We start from the raw sequence: 19481 nt of genomic DNA on the forward strand, positions 1-19481 counted from the left end.
GCGATGACTTGCGAAACTTCACTACGCTGCAATTTGCTAATATCCTTTTAAAAGTGCTGCTTTTCTGGCCAGCTGGATTTCGTCTGAAACTTCAAGTTTATCAAAGATCCTTCTTTTGTAAGTGCTGACGGTATTTTCTTTTACCTCCATAATGGCAGCAATTTCCTTTGTCCATTTTCCTTCAATCAGCAGGTGCATTACTACCATTTCTTTTTTGGAAAGTGTGCCCAAAGGATTTTTTTGTTTTTGTCCATGCGTCCCGATATTGGTTAAAATGGTTTGCTGAACACGGAAACTTATATATTTGCCTTTGTTCATCAGCGCACGATATGCGAGAGAAAAATCTTCCGGCGGAGATGATTTCGATAAAAATCCGTCCGCACCTGCCTGCAAGTAGGGAATAGCGTAAACGTTTTCATCGTAACCTGAATGAACAAGAATTTTAATTGTCGGCTGTCTTTCGCGAATCATTTCAATCATTCTGATATTCTGTCCGCCCGGAATGTCGATATCAAGAATCAGCAGATCGAAATCTTCTTTGGCCAGCAAAGCGAGTCCTTCGGGGAAAGTACCGGCAAACTGCACCGCAGATTGGCAGTCTGCCTGAAATAAAAGTTGCTGAATACCTGACCTGATCATTGGATGATCTTCAATAATGAGTACGTTCATAATTTTGAGGAGGTTGTAATTTCTGGAAATAAAAATACATATTAATTTAATAATGCGTTTGTAGAAAAATTTTGATAGGGGCTGGAATGGTGTATCGGGTACTCATACTGGCAATAAGTAGAGGGGGTGGAGGGCATTGTTAAACTGATCAAGATCATGTGTTTACTGCGTTTGCTATCTGGCCGATTTAGCTAAAAACGAAATTAATTTGAGCTTTTAAACAAAGTTCGTTGTTTGGAAGGTGTTGATATTTGTACTGAAAAAAATAAACGTATAAACAGCAGATGGATAAGACTGGTAATGACGAAAGGCGGATTTTATTTGCGTGTTATACTGCAAAAAGTCGTTCAACTGAAAATTTTGTGCATGCACATTCAATCTGTTATGTGCAGACTGGTATACTGGAATTTCAACTACCTGATACAAAATTGTCTTTCAAGGCGGGAGAATCCTTTTTTGTGAAAAGAAATTCACTTGCGCGCACAACGAAGTATCCGGGCGAAGGAGGCGAATTCAGATCGATATCTGTTTTCTTTGGACAGGAGATGTTGCAACATTTTGGCCAGGAAAACAATCTTGTGAAAAGCAACAACTTCACAAATATCCCTGCTGTGACACAGCTAAGAAGTGATCGTTTATTAAAAAATTATTTTGACTCGCTGCCTGTTTACGAAGAGGAATCTGTTTCTCAGTCTCTTATTTCAATTAAAATGGAAGAGGGGATAACGTTACTGATTGCCCGCCATCCGGAATTGAAAAATGTACTATTAGATTTCAGTGAACCTGGAAAGGTAGACCTCGAAGAATTTATGGTCAGGAATTATAAGTTTAATGTAGACTTGAAAAAGTTCGCACATTTAACAGGCAGAAGCCTGGCAACGTTCAAGAGGGATTTTGAAAAGATTTTTCATAGCAGCCCGAACCGCTGGATTCAGCAGAAAAGACTTGAAGAAGCAAAATTTCTGATCAAAGAAAAAGGGATGAAACCTTCGGAAGTATATCTCGAAGTTGGTTTTGAAGATCTTTCACATTTTTCGTTCGCATTTAAGAAAAGTTTTGGCGTGGCACCTTCATTTATTTAAGTTGAATTTATCAGTTAATCAAATTATTTTGAAGGATCATATATAAATTCTATTTTTATGGAGTGATCAGTCAATCTAAAAATGGATAAGGAACAGGAAATACTGGCGGCGGCGTTGAAGCTTTTTGTGGAATTTGGTTTTCATGGGACGCCTACGAGCAAAATAGCGAAAGAGGCGGGTGTTGCGAATGGTACTTTATTTCATTATTTCAAAACAAAGGACGACCTGATCGTTGCACTTTATAATCGGACGAAGGAGACTTTGACAGCTCATCTTGCAGCGCAGCAGCGCGACGGGGATTCTCTGGAAGAGCGGATGAAAAGCATATACACAGCCTCGCTGGAATGGGGACTTGAAAACAGACCGCAGTTTCATTTTATTCAGCAGTTTCATTTTTCTCCGCATGCAGCCCGAATTTCTGATGAAGACAAGGAGAGACAGACACGTTTGCATGCGGGACTTATGCAACAGGCGCGGGAAGACAATATCTTTAAGCCTTTGGCTCCGGAGCTAATTGGTTCTCTTTTAGGGAGTCATGTGTATGGGACGCATCAGTATCTGGTCAACGCAGATTTGCCAAAGCAGGAAAGGCAAAAAGTCATCCACGAGACATTTGCCTTGCTTTGGACAATGATCACGAAATAACATCGGCATGGAAGAGAAAAACAATTTGAAAATTAGGGCTATAATAACGGGTGTAACCGGAATGGTTGGAGAAGGTGTGATGCACGTTTGTCTGAAAAACCCGGCCGTTGATGCTGTTTTGGTTATTAATAGAAAGCCATGCGGCGTTACACATCCGAAATTAACGGAAATAATTCATCAGGACTTTTACGACGTCTCTGCTATTGAAAAACAGCTGACAGGATACAATGCATGCTATTTTTGCCTTGGCGTGACTTCTGTCGGTATTTCAGAAGAACAATACTACAAACTGACCTATACTTTAACAATGAATATTGCTCAGACGCTAACTAAACTAAACACCGGAATGACGTTTTGTTACGTCTCCGGAGCAGGAACAGATAGCTCGGAGAAGGGACGGTTAGCGTGGGCCAGAGTAAAAGGAAAAACTGAAAACGATTTGATGAAACTATCTTTTCGGAAGGTATATGCGTTTCGTCCAGGATTTATCAAAAGTTTTAAGGGATTAAAAAACACCCACAAATTTTATAAGTATATCAGCTGGTTATTTCCTATCGGACGAGCGGTTTATCCGAATGGTTTTTGTACGCTGGAAGAATTGAGTAAGGCTATGATCCATGCGGTATCCAGAGGTTATCATAAAAATATAATCGAAGGAAAAGATATTATCATCCTGGCAAAAGAATAGACAGAAGCGGATTCGGAAAATCAAGAAAACATGACTGTAAATATACGGTTGCTATCGGACAGGATGTTTTAAAATTATCCCAATATCAATCGAATCCAAATTTTACACGGAGTCTTGATTTGTAATACTGCAAAAGAAACATCACCTGCCGGCGCAAAGGGTCAGACCCTGCTCTGGAATGCATAGTGATATTTGATAAAATTAATTTAGATTGTTTGACGAAATCAATCTGTTTAATAATGGTAATTTTCCAAGAAAGGGAGTAGGCTCTAACATCTTCGCTGTTGAATCAGAAAGTGCCAGTTCAGAAAATTGCCGTTGTTCAGGGGAAATATTTAGCTGGCCATTGTCCAGATCGGCATACGCAGGCTCAGATAAAATCATATCGTCACTGTTAAGACTGTCAGCAAGATATGTTTTGGTACGCTGCGCTTTTAAATCGCGTTCTTTTGATTCCTTTTCAACAAGGCAAAGTACAAAAAGAGTAACGGCAATCGCAGATGTAAAGAAGGATTTCATAGCTAAAATTTAATTTACAGATGTAAACTTGTGCAAATCTAATACAAAGAGTCTAAAAAATGGCAAAAGGTTGTAACCTGTTTGGAAAAAAAGCCAATAATAATTATTGAATGGTAGGCTTTTGAACAAAAATGGTACTATTACAATTTTTTAAGTAATCATGTGTATGTGGCTTCATGGTTAAAAAAGACTAGTAGCTTGCAAGCGATGACTAAACCTGACTTTTACCGGATTAACAATGGCGGTAATTCCCGGATAAGTTATAAAAAGTTCATGCCACGGAAATTACCGTTTTGTTACTATTTGCTTTTAGTTGGAAATAACTGCTTCATACAAGACATTTATTAGCTCCTGTGTTCAGAAGTGACAAATTTTTTAATCATTGATACCATAAAAATATTTTACTTCTTCATAACTCATTTGGCTAAGCGGCTTCTGGCGGGCGGCAACTCCACCGGGAATGATGATGTATCGAAACGATTGCTGGGAAACCGCATAGCTGGCGATAAGATCGATGCGGCCTACAAAAAATCTCTGATGTACAGAGTATGCAGTTCCGCCGATCGTTTGCGCGTAAGGCATGGAAATAACTCTTCCGCCTTCTGACCAGTAAACCCGGATATCTGCCTTATCAAGCATTTCCTGGGTTAATTTTGGTGCAGTTATCGATCCTGTGTAACTGGAACCGCTTCCTGAAAATGTGGTTGGGATCCAGGCAGAATAAATGACGTTCGCTGAACCGGGATCACCTTTGGGGCCGGCAGTGCCTGCTTCGCCGGCATCACCTTTCGGTCCGACTTCACCGTCTGAGCCAGCGCAGGCAATAAGCAGCATCACAGAAGCAAAAAGAACACTTGGTGTGAGAAGTTTGATAAAATTTTTCATCTGTAAATTGGAAAGTTAAGAATGGACAATGACTGGATTTGTCTGTTTTGTCGTATTCGAAACCTTTCATGGAAACAGAAATTGACAACTTTCTAAACTTATTGATCTGATATGAATGTGGACTTATTCCACACCGATGTTAAAATCGCCTCCCATGATCAATTTGGCATCGATCGGTGCGTCGCTTCCGGGAATGACAAGACCTTTTATTTTAGTTGTTTTTCCTTTGCTTAACAAGTCAAAAACATGTTTATCTGTAAGTGTTTTTCCCATTAACTCAAAAGGGATTTTAAATCCGCAGGCCTGGAAATTACTGCACCCATAAGCTGTTTTTCCTTTTTTTAACAAATGTTCCTTGCATTTTGGGCACGTAAGTGTCTCAATCGAAATCTCTTCTTTGGGCTCCTTCGGTTTTGGCTCTTTTTTTACTTTTTCTTCTTTTTCAACAGGCGGCGGATCCTGCGCAATACTGATCATACCGCCGCGATTTGAGAGCACTTCCTTGGTAAGGTCCACAACCATCTGAATAAGTTCCTGCTTGAAGGTATCCATCGAATATTCTCCCTTTTCGATCAGTCGCAGCTTGCGTTCCCAGTTTCCTGTCAGTTCAGCGCTCTTCAAAAGTTCATTTTGAATGGTATCGATCAGGTCGATTCCGGTTTGAGTTGCGAAAAGATTCTTCTTTTTCTTTTCTATATATTTTCGTTTGAAAAGCGTTTCAATAATGTTGGCGCGTGTCGATGGACGGCCAATCCCGTTATCTTTCAAAATCTCCCGCATTTCTTCGTCTTCCACCTGTTTGCCGGCTGTTTCCATGGCCCGCAATAAGGTTGCCTCCGTAAATGCTTTCGGCGGAGATGTCTTTCCATGGTGAATTCTCGGCTCGTGCGGGCCAGTTTCACCAACGACGAAATCCGGCATAATCCGTTCTTCGTCAGCCGCTTCTTTTTTTGCACTTGTGTCGTTTGCATAAACCTCACGCCAGCCCATTTCCAAAATTTGCTTTCCTGTCGCTTTAAATTCGACCTGTCCGACCTTTCCAAGCACCGTAGTATTGGCAACTTTACATTCCGGATAAAAAGCGGCAATAAACCGTCTTACGATCAGGTCATAAATTCGCTTTTCGTCGATGCTGACATGATTTGGGAAAACGCCCGTTGGGATAATAGCATGGTGATCCGTTACTTTTTTGTCGTCAAAAACAGTTTTTGATTTCGGGATCGGCTGTGTTAAAAGTGGTGCAGTCAGATTTGCATAAGGTTTCAGATCCTGTAAAATACCGGCAATTTTCGGGTGCAGATCTTCCGAAAGGTAAGTGGTATCAACACGCGGATAGGTTACGAATTTTTTCTCGTACAGGTTCTGTATGTGTTTTAAGGTATCCTCCGCTGAATACCCATATTTTTTATTGGCCTCAACCTGTAACGAGGTTAGATCAAATAATCGTGGATTTCCTTCTTTTCCTTCTTTTCTTTCAAATGCTGTAATTTCAAAAAGATGCTCATTCAGATAGATAAGGCCTTTTTCAGCTTTGTCTATCTTTTTGATCCGGTCAATGGTTGTGGTGAATTCAGTATCCCGGTAGATCGTTTTCAGCTCCCAATATTCTTCCGATACAAAAGCATTGATTTCTTTCTGGCGCTGTACGATAACTGCCAAAGTCGGTGTTTGTACTCTTCCGATAGACAAAACGACCTTGCCCTGACCGAATTTTTTCGTAAAAAGTCTGGTCGCATTCATGCCCAGAAGCCAGTCGCCAATGGCTCTTGCGCTTCCAGCGGCGTATAAATTGTTATACTGATCGCTTTCCTTTAATTTCTCAAATCCTTCGCGTATTGCCTGTTCGGTAAGTGAAGAAATCCATAACCGTTTGACAGGGACAGCGCATTTTGCTTTGAGCAAAACCCAGCGCTGAATGAGTTCTCCTTCCTGTCCCGCATCCCCGCAATTTATTACCTCTTCACAATTTTTGACAAGATTTTCGATTACTCCGAATTGTTTCAGCGCTCCGGGGTTATCGATGAGTTTTATTCCAAAACTTGACGGGATCATCGGTAAATCTTCTAGTCGCCAGGATTTCCAGCGCTCATGATAGTCATGCGGCTCTTTCAGGGTACAAAAATGCCCGAATGTCCAGGTTACCTGGTATCCATTGCCTTCGTAGTATCCATCTTTACGCTGCTTCGCTCCGAGCACTTCGGCTATATCTTTCGCTACACTCGGCTTTTCGGCTATGCAAACTTTCATAGGTATCGGATCAGATTACTTTGGGAATAACAAAGGCAGCCTGAGGAATTCAGTTTATTGCTTCAATGATTTTGGGATGCAAAGGTCAGGAAATTTTCCCGAAATATGAGTTTGGATTCTTCATTCATCCAGTTCCGCAATAGTCGTTTTAAGCTCTTCCAGATTTCTGTCGGGTATTTTTTTAAATATTTTTTTGGCCAAAAGGTAGGCCAGTATAACAGTAACGGCATTTCCAACAATGAACAGCAGCGACTTTGCCAGGCCGTATTTTTCAAAATTTCTGACCATTAAAGAGATTCCCAAAAGGAAGCCGATCACCAGGCTTATTTTCCAGATTCGCTCCATAACCGTTTTATAACTTGCATGCAACACAATGATCCGGCTAAGACTTTCCCGAAGATTATTTTGTTCCAACGTGATTTTGCTGACAGAAAAAAATTCTCTTACAACTATCTCCAGACCGGCAACAAGCAGTAATGTATAGGAAACTGCCGGAAAGTATTCATACCAATGGGTGTAATCAAAAGGGTTTCCAGCAAGAATGGCGATAAATAAAATAAATATGAAGGCAAAAAACAGTGCAAGTCTTCTTAGTCGATTCCGGATCTTGTAAACCGTACTCTTGGACTGATCTTTCAGCATCGAGCGGATCATTTTTTCGTTTAGTTTTTGAGAAACCATGATCTTTTCGTCCAAAGATTTCCAGTTTAATTTTAGTTCTTCGAGGTCCATATCAGTGAAATTTAGTAAGTGAACGATTTTAATATTTTTTCAAGTTTCCCTTTTATTCGACTGATTTTGACGCCGACGTTCGATTTTCCAATGCCGAGAATTCCTGAAATTTCCTCATAACTTTTATCTTCGAGATAAAGGAGTACAATCGCCTTTTCAACAGTGCTGAGCTGATCGATGGCTTTGTAAAGCGTAGCGGTTTCCGGTGGAATATCGTGCGTATCAGCCGGATCAGGAATCTCGGAAAGCATATTGGAGAAGGCGGTAGGCGATTGTTTTCGTTTCTCTTTCCTGTAATTTGAAATCGCTGTATTCATCCCGATCCGGTACATCCACGTGCTGACATTGGATTCTCTTTTGAAAGTTGGATAAGCCTTCCAAAGCTGTAAAACGATTTCCTGAAACAGATCCTGCCGATCATCGCTATCCTGACAATACATCCTGCAAATCTTGTAAACGATTCCCCGATGCTGATTAAGAAGGTCAATAAATTCTTTTTCCATTTTCAAATCGTAACGTGTTTGGATAGTTAGTCGCAGGTTTGTCAGGAAAATTACATTTTGAAAATGAAAATTCAGAAGTAAATAAATCAGCTTTGATGTATTGAAGGTAAGGCGCTATTTAACAATAAGGTCATGATGACAAAACGTTCAGGCAACCACGATTGACGAACTTTGGAAAAACAGTTCAAGGAATATGGAGCGTCGGAGTTTATTGAAAAATATTGGTTTGCTCGCAGGAAGTTTTTCCCTCCCGGAATTTTCGTTTGCAAACTCGAAAGCTGAAAGTCCACAAAGGGTGTTACGTATTGCCCATCTGACCGATATCCATATTCAGCCTAACCTGATTGCGGCGAATGGATTTAAGAATTGCCTGCATCATCTGCAAAATCTTGATATAAGACCTGACCTTATCGTTAATGGTGGTGACGTCGTGATGGGTTCAAAAAATGCGACACTGGAAAAGTCTGAAAAAGAATGGGCCATGTATCAAAAAGTGATCAGCAACGAGAATTCTTTACCCGTATATACATGTGTGGGAAATCACGATATACTCGTCAAAAACGAGACATTCCATGGCTTCGCTGACGGAAAACACAGGGCGGCAGATAAGTTGGAATTATCAAGAACTTATTACAGTTTCGATCAGAATGGCTGGCATTTTATAGTACTCGATAGTGTTCAGGAAAAATTTGATGGTCGCGGATATACTGCAAAATTGGGAGAGGAGCAGATGGATTGGCTGGAAAAAGATCTACGTAAAACAGCAGAAAAAATCCCTGTTATGATCATTTCTCACATTCCAATACTTTCTGCCTGTGTATTTCTGGACGGGAAAAATGTAAAAAACGAGGACTGGCATGTGCCGGGAGGATGGATGCATACCGATTGCGCGGATTTGATCGCTTTATTTTCCAAACATAAAAATATAAAATTAGCCGTGAGCGGCCACATACATTTGCAGGATCAGGTTGTTTACAATGGCATTACGTATTGCTGCAACGGTGCAGTTTGCGGGAACTATTGGTTTGGAAAAACCCAGCAAACAAAAGCGGGCTATGCAGTTATTGACTTATTTTCCGATGGTTCGTTCAATAATAATTACATCAGTTATCGAAGCCGGGACGGCAAAATTGAAGGGTAAGCGGCTAATACAGACTTGCAATGAGTGTTGTGTGGTGTAGCATTTTATAAAGTGTTTTCAGTAACGTTTGTTATGCTATAAGCCATGCGGTGAAAACTCACCAGAAAGAAAATATAATCCCTGTCCACCATTCAATGAACAGGGATTATTGAATGTTACAACAAAACTCCCAGTGCCTCTTTTGAGAAACCAACAAGCTCTTCATTTTTGTCGTCACGAATTTTTTCAACCCAGTGCGGATCAGCTAAAAGCGGACGGCCAACAGCGACAAGATCGAAATCTCCTCTTTCGAAGCGACGCACCAATTCATCCAGTGAACTTGGCTGAGAACTTTCTCCGGCAAATGCAGCCATGAATTCTCCTGTCAAACCAACAGAACCTACTGTGATCGTAGCTTTTCCAGTGATTTTTTTTGCCCATCCGGCGAAGTTTAAATCGGATCCTTCAAATTCCGCTTCCCAGAAACGACGTTGTGAACAGTGGAAAATATCAACACCAGCTTCAGACAAAGGAAGCAGCCAGGCTTCCATTTCTTCCGACGTACGAGCAAGTTTGAAATTGTAGTCAGAAGGTTTGAATTGCGACAAACGAAGAATGATCGTAAAATCTTCGCCAACTTGTTTTCTCACTTCTTTAATTACTTCAACCGCGAAACGGGTACGTTCAGCAAGCGTTTTCCCGCCATACTTATCGGTACGGTTGTTGGTAGCTTCCCAGAAAAACTGGTCGATCAGATAACCGTGCGCACCATGAATCTCTACGCAGTCAAACCCAAGTCTTTTTGCATCAGCCGCAGCACGGCCGAAGGCAAGAATTGTCTCAGCGATATCCGCCTCAGTCATAGCAACACCATTCGCCAGATTCGGATTGTTATATTCTGACGGACCTTCAAAAGGAACGGATGGAGTCCAGCCGCTGTGGTGGTTCGCCATAATTCCCATGTGCCAGATCTGAGGGCCCATGCTTCCGCCTTCTTGATGTACACCATCGATTACTTTTTTCCAGCCATCCAGCGCTTCGCCGTAGAAGTGAGGAATATTCGCGTCATTCGATGAAGACGCCCGTTCAATAACTGTACCTTCGGACAGAATCAGTCCGACGTCTCCCGCAGCCCTTCTGCTATAATAGGATGCAACATCATCTGTCGGGATACCATTCGGTGAAAACGACCGCGTCATGGGAGCCATAACAATGCGGTTTTTAATGTTAAGTGATTTCAAGCTGAAAGGCTTGAACAATGATTCAGAACTCATATATAACAGGTTAATAATAATGCTAAATTTCAGATTCAATTAATTTGCTTAATGCAGCAAAAGCTTCCTCATTTCTCTTGTAGTAGGTCCACTGACCAACTCTTGTTGCTTCGATAAGTCCGGCCTTTTTAAGCATGGTTAAATATTCCGACACGGTTGATTGCGTGAGCCCGGCTTTTTCCTGGATCATTCCCACACACACGCCATCGGCGTTGCGATGCTCAGGTGCGAAATAGATTTCAGGGTTTTTCAGCCAGGTCAAAATCTGCAACCGGGTTTTATTCGAAAGCGCTTTGAAAATCTCTATCTGGTCCATGATATCTAAATATCGGAATTTCCCGATATACCAATAAACATGTGATTCCTTTCGAAAAGTTCCGCTTCATGGATTACTTAATTTCCCAGATCGGGGAGGGGTGATCTGCGTTTAAAGAAATTTCTGATAATATAAACAGGTAGGAAAAAGCGAAAGTGTGAAGGTTATTAATCTTTCACAGCTTCTGCTGAGACGATTTTTTTAACCATTTACTCATTGAAATCAGGATTTTTGAAAATATTTTTAAAATTTTTTAAAAATATTTTTCAGGAAAGAATTTGATGAAAATGCCAACCATAGAATATTCTGTTTTTCTAATGGAAATGAGAATGTTAAATGGTTTAGAAAACAGTTAAGATCTAAGCTGGAGGGAAATTGACAGAACTCGAAATTAAGTTACATAAAAATTCTAAGATTCATCGACTTGAAATAAGTCAATTTATTAATAAAGTTCAATTTTGTATAATTCTAATGCTTCGAAAATCAGGCAGTGTTTGGCATTGTGAACGGAATATAATTTTGTTTTAATATGCACTGAACGTTTGTATTCAAAATAATGTATTATATTTGTACAAGAATTTAGAGTAAAACAAAAAGAGAAAAACAAACACAAACAACAATGAAAAATACAATAAACATTTTGGCTGGTGCTATGATAGCAATGACCATATTTACTACTGCTAACGCTAATTCAAATACAGAAGATAAAGCAATTGTTTCAACTGCGAACAAATCACTTCCTGTTTCAGTAACTGTTTTGGAAACTCCTGCTCCGCAAAAAGAAGCTGTTGCTAAAACTCAGAACTACACTGCTCCTCAAAAAGCAAATATTGTAGAGCTAAAATTGAAAAGCGATTCAAATAAATAATTTGAATGAAGGTAGCCTCCGGAGAAGGAGGCTTGATATTGGTGGGATGAAAAAAGGGGGATTTATATCTTCCTTTTTTTATTTTCCGCCCATGGTCATTTTCGGCCTGTTCAGGATATAGGTAAAAATGTATTGGATGACGGCTTTTAAACCGGATACCAAACAACGATCATCATGACCAGATATCTTACACTTTTCATCAGTACATTATTGTTTTTTGCCTGCGCGTCCATGTCGGTAAAGCGAGAGGAAGTGCTTTTTAACGGAAAGAATTTTGATGGCTGGGAAGGTGATACCCTAAAAACCTGGCGTATCGAAAATGGTACAATTGTCGGTGGATCGCTGACAGAAACAGTGGATCACAATTATTTTCTTTGTACCAGAAAAAGCTATGGAAATTTTGTCATTCGGGTAAAATTCAAATTAACCGGGACGGAAGGATTTATTAATACCGGCGTGCAGTTTCGCAGTAAGCGCGCGGAAAATCCTGATTATGAAATGATCGGATATCAGGCCGATCTTGGTGATGGATATTGGGGCAGTCTATATGATGAATCGCGAAGAAACAAGACGCTGATCAGTCCGGACTCGATGCTGATCGGGAAAATATTGAAACCTGGCGACTGGAATGACTACGAGGTAAGATGTGAAGGTCGACGCATCCGTATTTCACTGAACGGGCATCAGACCATAGATTATACTGAACCTGACAAATCCATCCCGCAAAAAGGAATAATCGGCTTGCAAATTCATGGCGGCGGCAAGGCTCAGGTCGCCTATAAGGATCTTATCTTACAGGAACTATAAAAATCAGTCTACTTTTCTCTCTTGAATTTCAGTTCAACTTTCGTCATTTGCGGATAATTGTAAGCCGTGCTTTGCGTTTTCATGCTAAAAGACGCGTCGGAAACATCTTGAGGAGCAATCGTCCATTCGCCCCCTTTTGCCGCCGCTGAATCTGCGGAGAAGACGGTAATATTTTTATCATTTGTCTTCCACTTCAAAATCATCGGTTTTGTATCTCCCACAAAATATCCTGTAAAAGAGCCATCGTCAGCGAAACTTACATTTTCCATATAACGCTCAAAGCTTACGCTGCCAAATTGCTGAATCAATTTCCCATCCTTAAAAACGGGTGTGTCATTGGCGTAGATTTCGTCAATATGCCATTTTGGATTGCCGGTCAATTTTTCAGCTGCTTCTTTTGGATCACTGGCCGAATTGTTGCAGGCCAAAAATGTCGTTAGTAAAAGAAAAAATAGAAAAGTGATTTTAAGGTTCATAGGCCGGATAAGATTTCTGGGATAAGTTTTTTCATGCTTTTCCTAACAATTTCATAATGTTTCAAAAATCGATATTGTCAATTTAAAACTAAAAATTGCCAGCTAAATTTAAATGCAAGCTTATGAAATTTATTTTCTTATCACTATTCACTGCCGGGATAATTTCCTCGGTCAGTGCCAATGCCCAGCAAAAACCCGAAGTCCAGGCGCATCGCGGAGGAATGGGATTATATCCTGAAAATACAATTACGGCCATGATCAACGCCGTTAAATTGGGAGCGAAAACGCTGGAATTAGATTGTGTGATTTCGGCGGATGGTAAAGTTGTCGTGTCTCACGACCCGTATATGTCGGCAGAATTTATGCGCAAACCGGATGGGTCGGATGTGACAAAAGAGGAAGAAAAAGGACTTGCCCTTTATAAAATGCCGTATGACAGTATCAGGAAATTCGACAGCGGTACCAAACCTCATCCAAGATTTTCCGAACAAAAGAAAATGAAAACGCACAAACCACTTCTATCTGACCTTATTGATAGTGTGGAGGTTTATGTGAAAAAGAACAATTTGAAGCCGGTATATTATAACATGGAGACAAAAATTTCGCCTCAGGGCGATGGGGCATACAATCCGGTTCCCGACGTTTTTGTTTCGAGGGTTATGGACGTGATTCGGACAAAGAAAATTGAAAACAGAACCACGATCCAGTCGTTCGATATTCGTACTTTACAGGTTTTGCATAAGGAAAATGCAAAAGTTAAACTGGCTTTGTTGATCATGAACAAAGATAGTTTCGAAGATAATATCAAGAAACTTGGTTTTACGCCTGATATATACAGCCCTTATCATACCCTTGTCAATGAGGACCTTGTGAAGAAATCGCACGATGCTAAAGTGCTGATTTTACCCTGGACGGTTGACGAGCCAGAAGAAATGGAGCGTTTGGCTGCTCTGGGGGTTGACGGAATAATTACAAACCAGCCCGACCGGATGATTAAATTGTTCGGGAGTTATCAGAATAAATAAAGTTAGAAAAAGTCAATCCGCTGCCGGTAAGCTTTAACGCCTGCCGGCTTTTTTATTTAAATCAGGCATAATTTTAATGTTATTGCAATAAAAACTGTTAGCCCATTTACAAATCCAATAACCAAATTTTATGAAAGCAATCTGGAACCATGAAGTAATAGCTGAAAGCGACGAAACAGTTGTAGTTGAAAATAACCACTATTTCCCTGTAGAATCCGTAAACAAAGCTTATCTGATCCCATCAAGTACGCATACAACCTGCCCATGGAAGGGTGAAGCTTCTTATTATACCCTTGAAGTTGACGGGCGTTCAAACCCGGATGCAGCATGGTATTATCCCGAACCTAAGGATGCTGCGAAGAATATTCAAAATTATATCGCCTTTTGGAAAGGTGTTCAAATAGAAGCCTGACCGTCTGCCGATATGGAAAAGTATGATGCAATAGTTATTGGCTCCGGCCAGGCAGGAACGCCTCTGTCGAAAAGACTTGCCGAATCAGGCTTGAAAACAGCAATTATCGAAAAAAGATGGGTAGGAGGTACCTGTGTTAATGACGGTTGTTCGCCGACAAAAACCATGATCGCCTCAGCAAAACTTGCCTGGTCGGTAGCAAATAGTGAAAAGTTAGGGGTTCATGTCGGCGGCTATACAGTAGACTTTCACGAAATCCTGGATCGGAAAAATGAGGTTGTCCAACGGATGCGTGGTAATTCTGAAAAGGGGATCAAGGAAACGAAGAATCTGGATCTTATTTACGGAACAGCTGTTTTTACAGGGCCCAAAGAAATTACAGTCACTCTGAATGACGGTAGTGAACAGGTTTTGTCGGCGGATAAATTTTTTATCAACGTAGGTGAAAAACCTGCAATCCCGGAAATTGATGGTATAGATAAGATCAATTATCTGACCTCTACTTCGATTATGGAACTGGAAGAAATTCCAGAGCATCTGGCCATTATTGGAAGCGGATATATTGCCCTGGAGTTTGGACAAATGTTTCGCCGTTTTGGAAGTAAAGTCACTATACTGGAACAATCAGAGCGTATTTTGCGTCATGAGGATGAAGACATTGCAGAAGAGATAGTAAAAATACTTTCCGAAGAGGATATCAAGATCATTACAGATTGTAAAGTTGAGCTTATCAAAAACGAGGGCCATAACATCAATTTGTTCTTAAATGTTACGGAACAAGAGGCGAATATATCCTGCACACATGTTCTCATCGGTGCAGGAAGAAAACCTCAGACTACGGATCTTGGCCTTGATTCTGCCGGTGTTGAAATTGATGAAAAAGGATATGTAAAAGTGAACGATAAACTGGAAACATCGGTCGAGGGGATTTATGCTCTGGGCGATGTGAAAGGCGGACCGGCTTTTACGCACATAGCCTACGATGATTACCGTGTGATTCGGAAAAATATTATCGAAAAAGGAAACGAATCCATCAAAGATCGCCTTGTTCCTTACTGTATGTTCATCGATCCGCAGCTTGGCCGTGTCGGTATAACTGAGCAGGAGGCGAAGGAAAGTGGAAAAGAGGTGCTGGTTGCAAAAATGCCGAATTCAAGTGTGGCTCGGTCGATTGAAACGGGTGACACACGAGGCATGATGAAAGCGGTTATCGATAAAGAAACGGGAAAAATTCTCGGCGCTTCTGTTTTAGCGGAAGAAGGCGGAGAAATTGTCACGATTCTGCAGCTTGCCATGATGGGTGGGATAACATATGAGCAATTGAAAGAAGGTGTTTTTGCGCATCCAACGTATGCTGAATCACTCAATAATTTATTCATGACGCTTGACAAATAACGAATTCTGAGGGTGTGGACTGAGGCGTGATTTATTTTTGAGATAGTAATAACAGATACTAAACCCGATGATCATTGCCAGAAATGTCAGTAAGAAATTTAATGGAATCAACGCGGTCAACGATATTTCCTTCGAAGTGAAGGAAGGGCAGACGCTGGTTTTTCTGGGGACCAGCGGCTGTGGGAAAACGACAACGCTGAAAATCCTTAACCGGTTGATAGAGCCCTCCGCAGGGGAAATTACGATTGACGGCAAAAATATTTTGTCCCTAAAACCGGAAATTTTACGACGAGGTATTGGTTATGTATCGCAAAATAACGGCCTCTTTCCGCATTACACCGTTGCTGAAAATATTGCAATTGTTCCTAACTTGTTAAAATGGGGAAAAGAAAAAACCAGCGAACGTGCCAATGCTTTGCTGACGCAATTAAAACTTCCAGTAACAGAATACGCAAATAAATATCCTGATGAATTAAGCGGTGGGCAAAAACAGCGCGTTGCTTTGGCACGAGCGCTGGTATCTGATCCGCCGGTGCTCTTGATGGACGAGCCGTTTGGCGCACTCGATCCCATCACACGGGCGAGTATAAGAAAAGAGTTCCTGGAATTACCTGAATTAAAAAGTAAGACAATCGTTCTGGTAACGCATGACGTTCAGGAGGCTTTTGAACTTGGAGATCAGATTTGCCTCATGGATAAGGGAATTATTGTGCAGACAGGAACGCCCGAAGAATTGATTTTTAAACCTGTAAATGAATTTGCCAGAAACTTTTTCAGCCACCAGCGTCTGCAGCTTGAACTTAGTGCATTGAAATTTAATAGTATATGGTCGTCACTTTCGGATGCTTCCCCGGCACCAACTGCATCATTAAACAGCAACCAAAGTCTGTGGGAGGGCATGGAAATGCTTTCTGAAAAAAATGAAGATGTGCTGATAGTAAGGAATTCGGAGGATGGTTCCTTGAAAGAAATTTCAATACAGACAATCCAGTCTGTTTATCTTGAAAACAAAAGAAACAGATGAATGAGCAACTGAATTTGGTACAGTTTATGTTGCAGCAATCAGACAAGCTGCTGGACCAGACGATCGCTCATATCGGTCTTACTTGCATATCACTGCTTATTGCCGTTACCATTGGATTACCGCTTGGAATCTGGATTGCAGATAAAAAGCGTGTTGCCTGGTTTGTTCTAGGAATTGCAGGAATTCTTCAAACCATTCCCAGTATTGCTTTGCTCGGTTTCATGATTCCAATTTTAGGGATCGGAGCTTTACCGGCTATTTCGGCACTTTTTCTTTACGCTTTACTACCCGTTATCCGAAACACTTACACTGGAATTACTGGTGTCGATCCCGCCATCACCGAGTCGGCGCGTGGTATGGGAATGAACAAATGGCAGATATTATTCAACGTGGAAATTCCCCTTGCGATGCCTGTAATTCTTGCCGGGATCCGAACTGCCACGGTGATCAATGTCGGTGTTGCAACACTCGCCGCCTATATCGCAGCCGGTGGGTTAGGCGAATTTATTTTCGGCGGGATTGCTTTGAATAATACGAATATGATTCTGGCAGGCGCGATTCCGGCCGCGTTGCTGGCAATTTTGCTTGATTTTCTGCTGTCTCTTTTCCAAAAAGCGAATCTGAAAAAGATGCGGAAAGTATCACTTATTTTGCCTGTCCTCCTCATCTTATTTTCCTCTTTTTATATCATTCCTTATACTTCTGAAAAAGTTTTGGCAGGTTTTACGCCGGAATTTATGGGTCGCGAAGATGGATATCTCGGACTTAAATCGAAGTATCAACTGGACATTCCGACTGTGGTTATCAGCGATGCGGTAATGTATAAAGCGGCGTTTGAAAAGAAGCTTGATGTGATCAGCGGATACAGTACAGATGGCCGTTTGAAAGCCTATGATCTGGTTACGCTCGAAGATGATAAAACAATTTTTCCACCTTACTATGCCGCTCCGCTTATTCGCCATGATGTTCTTGAAAAGTATCCTGAATTACAGCCGGTTCTTGAAATCTTATCCGGTGTGATCAACGATTCTATTATGACGGAATTGAATTATCGCGTTGATTATCAGAAGCAGCTCCCGGAAAAGGTCGCGCTGGATTTTATGCTGGAAAAGGGTTTATATAAAAAACCGCAGAGCGGCGCGGGCACAGAAACGGTCCGGCTGGGGTCAAAAATTTTTGCTGAACAATATATTTTGATCAACATGTATAAAATGTTGATTGAAGGAAATACCAAACTAAAAGTTGTCACCAGAACGGGTCTTGGCGGAACAAAAATTTGCTTTGATGCATTAACCAATAATGAGATTGATATGTACCCGGAATATACAGGTACAGGCCTTCTGGTCATTTTAAAACCTGACAAAATAACGCTCGACCCGATCATCGGGAACCGTGAGAAAGTTTTTGATTTTGTTCAAAAAGAATTTTCTGATCAGTATAAATTGAGCTGGCTGAAACCGATCGGGTTTAATAATGCCTATGCCTTAATGATGCGTCGAAGTCAGGCACAATCCTTGCGTATAAAGACTATTTCAGATTTAAAAAATTATTTGTCTAATGAAAACCACCAACATTAGGGAAAGATATAACCTCGTCAGAAAGTACACTGAACAGATTTGTCAACCTCTCGAGACGGAAGATTATGTGCCGCAGCCCGTTCCGTTTGTAAGTCCTCCAAAATGGCATTTAGCGCACTCCACATGGTTTTTTGAAACATTTATTCTCAAAAACCAGGTCTCAGACTATAAGGTTTTCGATGAGACTTTTAATTATTTATTCAACAGTTATTACAATAACGTCGGTGACCGCGTCCTACGGACTGATAGGGGAAATATTACGCGCCCGAAGGTTTCATATGTGTACGCATACCGCAAATATGTGGACGAGCACATGAACATTTTGCTGGCTACGCTGGGAGATGAAAAGGCTTTGACACTTATCGAGTTAGGCTTGCATCACGAGCAGCAGCATCAGGAATTACTTGTAACAGACATTAAATATATTTTAGGCCATAACCCGACTTTTCCGGTTTACGAACCCGATCATAATCTGGTCGATGATGAGAATTCAGAAACGGGTTTTGTTCAGATAAACGAAGGTATTTACGAGATCGGATACCAGGGTGACGGCTTTTGCTTTGATAATGAACAAGGCCGGCACAAAGTATATGCTCAGAACTTTGAAATCAGCAAGTCGCTGGTTACCAACGAAGAATTTATAGAATTTATTGAAGCAGGCGGTTATCAGGATTTCAATTTGTGGTTGGATGAAGGCTGGTCGTGGGTTAATGAAAACCAAATCGATTCTCCGATGTATTGGCATAAGATCAATGGAGAATGGCATTATTTCACTTTGGCAGGCCTGAAAAAACTTAATCCCAAAGCTATCTTATGTCACGTCAGCTATTTCGAAGCATGGGCTTATGCGCAGTGGAAGGAAATGAGGCTGCCGACCGAATTCGAATGGGAAATTGCTTCCTATCATTTTGCCTGGGGAAAAAGATGGGAATGGACAAACAGTGCTTATCTGGCATATCCTAATTTCACTAAAGCAAAAGGCGCGGTGGGAGAATATAACGGCAAATTCATGATCAATACCATGGTCCTTCGCGGAGCTTCGGTAGCTACTTCACCAGACCATAGCAGAAATACATACCGTAACTTTTTTCACACAAACGAACGCTGGCAATACACTGGCATTCGATTAGTAAAATAGCTTTTGGCATTTAGGAATTAGCTTTTAGTCAATCTCTGAAAGCTAACGTCTAGTCGCTGACAGCTGATCGCAAACACTT

At 41.0% G+C, this 19481-nt stretch carries 21 protein-coding genes; 12 read left to right on the forward strand and 9 right to left on the reverse strand.

Annotated elements, in window-relative coordinates; all coding sequences use genetic code 11:
* Positions 1–36: 36 nt before the first annotated feature.
* Positions 37–669: a response regulator transcription factor gene (locus BMY70_RS28635; RefSeq protein ID WP_090341558.1), complete on the reverse strand. Its 633-nt coding sequence runs from the start codon at positions 667–669 to the stop codon at positions 37–39.
* A 284-nt stretch (positions 670–953) separates the two neighbouring features.
* Between BMY70_RS28635 and BMY70_RS28640 the strand changes: the two genes are divergently transcribed.
* The 3 genes from BMY70_RS28640 (at position 954) to BMY70_RS28650 (ending at position 3084) form a co-directional block, all read left to right on the forward strand.
* Complete coding sequence (locus tag BMY70_RS28640) at positions 954–1751, forward strand: helix-turn-helix domain-containing protein (protein ID WP_090341561.1); 798 nt, start codon at positions 954–956, stop codon at positions 1749–1751.
* Positions 1752–1832: 81 nt separating this feature from the next.
* Positions 1833–2396: a TetR/AcrR family transcriptional regulator gene (locus tag BMY70_RS28645; protein WP_090341563.1), complete on the forward strand. Its 564-nt coding sequence runs from the start codon at positions 1833–1835 to the stop codon at positions 2394–2396.
* Positions 2397–2421: 25 nt separating this feature from the next.
* A complete protein-coding gene (locus BMY70_RS28650) occupies positions 2422–3084 on the forward strand; it encodes an NAD-dependent epimerase/dehydratase family protein (RefSeq protein WP_090342007.1) in 663 nt (220 codons plus the stop codon).
* Positions 3085–3285: 201 nt separating this feature from the next.
* Here BMY70_RS28650 and BMY70_RS28655 read toward each other — a convergent pair whose 3' ends face one another.
* The 5 genes from BMY70_RS28655 to BMY70_RS28675 all read right to left on the reverse strand — a co-directional run bounded on the left by BMY70_RS28655 (position 3286) and on the right by BMY70_RS28675 (position 7970).
* Positions 3286–3603 carry a hypothetical protein gene (locus tag BMY70_RS28655; RefSeq protein WP_090341566.1) on the reverse strand — a complete coding sequence of 106 codons (318 nt, stop codon included), beginning with the start codon at positions 3601–3603 and terminating at the stop codon, positions 3286–3288.
* A 375-nt stretch (positions 3604–3978) separates the two neighbouring features.
* Complete coding sequence (locus BMY70_RS28660) at positions 3979–4488, reverse strand: collagen-like triple helix repeat-containing protein (RefSeq protein ID WP_090341568.1); 510 nt, start codon at positions 4486–4488, stop codon at positions 3979–3981.
* A 123-nt stretch (positions 4489–4611) separates the two neighbouring features.
* The gene (locus BMY70_RS28665) at positions 4612–6735 is read right to left on the reverse strand and encodes a type IA DNA topoisomerase (protein WP_090341570.1); all 2124 of its coding nucleotides are present in this window, start codon (positions 6733–6735) and stop codon (positions 4612–4614) included.
* Positions 6736–6855: 120 nt separating this feature from the next.
* Positions 6856–7467 carry a hypothetical protein gene (locus BMY70_RS28670; protein ID WP_090341572.1) on the reverse strand — a complete coding sequence of 204 codons (612 nt, stop codon included), beginning with the start codon at positions 7465–7467 and terminating at the stop codon, positions 6856–6858.
* Positions 7468–7478: 11 nt separating this feature from the next.
* Entirely contained in the window at positions 7479–7970 is a 492-nt protein-coding gene (locus tag BMY70_RS28675) for an RNA polymerase sigma factor (RefSeq protein WP_090341574.1), read from the reverse strand.
* Between the two features lie 193 nt (positions 7971–8163).
* On the opposite strand from BMY70_RS28675, the gene BMY70_RS28680 reads away from it, so the two are divergent.
* The gene (locus tag BMY70_RS28680; RefSeq protein ID WP_090341576.1) at positions 8164–9111 is read left to right on the forward strand and encodes a metallophosphoesterase family protein; all 948 of its coding nucleotides are present in this window, start codon (positions 8164–8166) and stop codon (positions 9109–9111) included.
* Between the two features lie 155 nt (positions 9112–9266).
* Here BMY70_RS28680 and BMY70_RS28685 read toward each other — a convergent pair whose 3' ends face one another.
* Together BMY70_RS28685 and BMY70_RS28690 are read right to left on the reverse strand one after the other, a co-directional pair.
* Positions 9267–10364, reverse strand: a complete 1098-nt coding sequence (locus BMY70_RS28685) for an NADH:flavin oxidoreductase (RefSeq protein WP_090341578.1) — start codon at positions 10362–10364, stop codon at positions 9267–9269.
* A 22-nt stretch (positions 10365–10386) separates the two neighbouring features.
* Positions 10387–10680 carry an ArsR/SmtB family transcription factor gene (locus tag BMY70_RS28690; protein WP_090341580.1) on the reverse strand — a complete coding sequence of 98 codons (294 nt, stop codon included), beginning with the start codon at positions 10678–10680 and terminating at the stop codon, positions 10387–10389.
* A 619-nt stretch (positions 10681–11299) separates the two neighbouring features.
* On the opposite strand from BMY70_RS28690, the gene BMY70_RS28695 reads away from it, so the two are divergent.
* A complete protein-coding gene (locus BMY70_RS28695) occupies positions 11300–11548 on the forward strand; it encodes a hypothetical protein (RefSeq protein ID WP_090341582.1) in 249 nt (82 codons plus the stop codon).
* A gap of 174 nt (positions 11549–11722) precedes the next feature.
* The gene (locus BMY70_RS28700; protein WP_090341584.1) at positions 11723–12355 is read left to right on the forward strand and encodes a 3-keto-disaccharide hydrolase; all 633 of its coding nucleotides are present in this window, start codon (positions 11723–11725) and stop codon (positions 12353–12355) included.
* Between the two features lie 8 nt (positions 12356–12363).
* On the opposite strand, the gene BMY70_RS28705 is transcribed toward BMY70_RS28700, so the two are convergent.
* Positions 12364–12831, reverse strand: a complete 468-nt coding sequence (locus tag BMY70_RS28705; protein WP_090341586.1) for a hypothetical protein — start codon at positions 12829–12831, stop codon at positions 12364–12366.
* 122 nt (positions 12832–12953) lie between these two features.
* On the opposite strand from BMY70_RS28705, the gene BMY70_RS28710 reads away from it, so the two are divergent.
* The 6 genes from BMY70_RS28710 (at position 12954) to egtB (ending at position 19402) form a co-directional block, all read left to right on the forward strand.
* Positions 12954–13856, forward strand: a complete 903-nt coding sequence (locus tag BMY70_RS28710; RefSeq protein WP_090341588.1) for a glycerophosphodiester phosphodiesterase family protein — start codon at positions 12954–12956, stop codon at positions 13854–13856.
* 130 nt (positions 13857–13986) lie between these two features.
* A complete protein-coding gene (locus tag BMY70_RS28715) occupies positions 13987–14268 on the forward strand; it encodes a DUF427 domain-containing protein (protein WP_090341590.1) in 282 nt (93 codons plus the stop codon).
* Positions 14269–14280: 12 nt separating this feature from the next.
* The gene (locus BMY70_RS28720) at positions 14281–15663 is read left to right on the forward strand and encodes a mercuric reductase (RefSeq protein ID WP_090341592.1); all 1383 of its coding nucleotides are present in this window, start codon (positions 14281–14283) and stop codon (positions 15661–15663) included.
* A gap of 67 nt (positions 15664–15730) precedes the next feature.
* The gene (locus BMY70_RS28725) at positions 15731–16687 is read left to right on the forward strand and encodes an ABC transporter ATP-binding protein (RefSeq protein WP_090341594.1); all 957 of its coding nucleotides are present in this window, start codon (positions 15731–15733) and stop codon (positions 16685–16687) included.
* Positions 16684–18264: an ABC transporter permease/substrate-binding protein gene (locus tag BMY70_RS28730; protein ID WP_090341597.1), complete on the forward strand. Its 1581-nt coding sequence runs from the start codon at positions 16684–16686 to the stop codon at positions 18262–18264. Before BMY70_RS28725 ends, BMY70_RS28730 begins: the two co-directional genes overlap by 4 nt.
* The gene (egtB, locus tag BMY70_RS28735; protein ID WP_090341599.1) at positions 18245–19402 is read left to right on the forward strand and encodes an ergothioneine biosynthesis protein EgtB; all 1158 of its coding nucleotides are present in this window, start codon (positions 18245–18247) and stop codon (positions 19400–19402) included. Before BMY70_RS28730 ends, egtB begins: the two co-directional genes overlap by 20 nt.
* The last annotated feature ends 79 nt before the right edge of the window (positions 19403–19481 follow it).

This window comes from Dyadobacter koreensis, from assembly GCF_900108855.1.
GTDB lineage: Bacteria > Bacteroidota > Bacteroidia > Cytophagales > Spirosomataceae > Dyadobacter > Dyadobacter koreensis.

Bases quoted from the DNA above. Each gene is read 5' to 3' on its own strand.
- BMY70_RS28715 (WP_090341590.1), top strand. From the start codon at position 13,987: ATGAAAGCAATCTGGAACCATGAAGTAATAGCTGAAAGCGACGAAACA.
- BMY70_RS28690 (WP_090341580.1), bottom strand. From the start codon at position 10,680: ATGGACCAGATAGAGATTTTCAAAGCGCTTTCGAATAAAACCCGGTTG.
- BMY70_RS28680 (WP_090341576.1), top strand. From the start codon at position 8,164: ATGGAGCGTCGGAGTTTATTGAAAAATATTGGTTTGCTCGCAGGAAGT.
- BMY70_RS28670 (WP_090341572.1), bottom strand. From the start codon at position 7,467: ATGGACCTCGAAGAACTAAAATTAAACTGGAAATCTTTGGACGAAAAG.
- egtB (WP_090341599.1), top strand. From the start codon at position 18,245: ATGAAAACCACCAACATTAGGGAAAGATATAACCTCGTCAGAAAGTAC.
- BMY70_RS28665 (WP_090341570.1), bottom strand. From the start codon at position 6,735: ATGAAAGTTTGCATAGCCGAAAAGCCGAGTGTAGCGAAAGATATAGCC.
- BMY70_RS28685 (WP_090341578.1), bottom strand. From the start codon at position 10,364: ATGAGTTCTGAATCATTGTTCAAGCCTTTCAGCTTGAAATCACTTAAC.
- BMY70_RS28645 (WP_090341563.1), top strand. From the start codon at position 1,833: ATGGATAAGGAACAGGAAATACTGGCGGCGGCGTTGAAGCTTTTTGTG.
- BMY70_RS28710 (WP_090341588.1), top strand. From the start codon at position 12,954: ATGAAATTTATTTTCTTATCACTATTCACTGCCGGGATAATTTCCTCG.
- BMY70_RS28695 (WP_090341582.1), top strand. From the start codon at position 11,300: ATGAAAAATACAATAAACATTTTGGCTGGTGCTATGATAGCAATGACC.
- BMY70_RS28655 (WP_090341566.1), bottom strand. From the start codon at position 3,603: ATGAAATCCTTCTTTACATCTGCGATTGCCGTTACTCTTTTTGTACTT.
- BMY70_RS28660 (WP_090341568.1), bottom strand. From the start codon at position 4,488: ATGAAAAATTTTATCAAACTTCTCACACCAAGTGTTCTTTTTGCTTCT.
- BMY70_RS28675 (WP_090341574.1), bottom strand. From the start codon at position 7,970: ATGGAAAAAGAATTTATTGACCTTCTTAATCAGCATCGGGGAATCGTT.
- BMY70_RS28635 (WP_090341558.1), bottom strand. From the start codon at position 669: ATGAACGTACTCATTATTGAAGATCATCCAATGATCAGGTCAGGTATT.
- BMY70_RS28730 (WP_090341597.1), top strand. From the start codon at position 16,684: ATGAATGAGCAACTGAATTTGGTACAGTTTATGTTGCAGCAATCAGAC.
- BMY70_RS28700 (WP_090341584.1), top strand. From the start codon at position 11,723: ATGACCAGATATCTTACACTTTTCATCAGTACATTATTGTTTTTTGCC.
- BMY70_RS28725 (WP_090341594.1), top strand. From the start codon at position 15,731: ATGATCATTGCCAGAAATGTCAGTAAGAAATTTAATGGAATCAACGCG.
- BMY70_RS28640 (WP_090341561.1), top strand. From the start codon at position 954: ATGGATAAGACTGGTAATGACGAAAGGCGGATTTTATTTGCGTGTTAT.
- BMY70_RS28720 (WP_090341592.1), top strand. From the start codon at position 14,281: ATGGAAAAGTATGATGCAATAGTTATTGGCTCCGGCCAGGCAGGAACG.
- BMY70_RS28705 (WP_090341586.1), bottom strand. From the start codon at position 12,831: ATGAACCTTAAAATCACTTTTCTATTTTTTCTTTTACTAACGACATTT.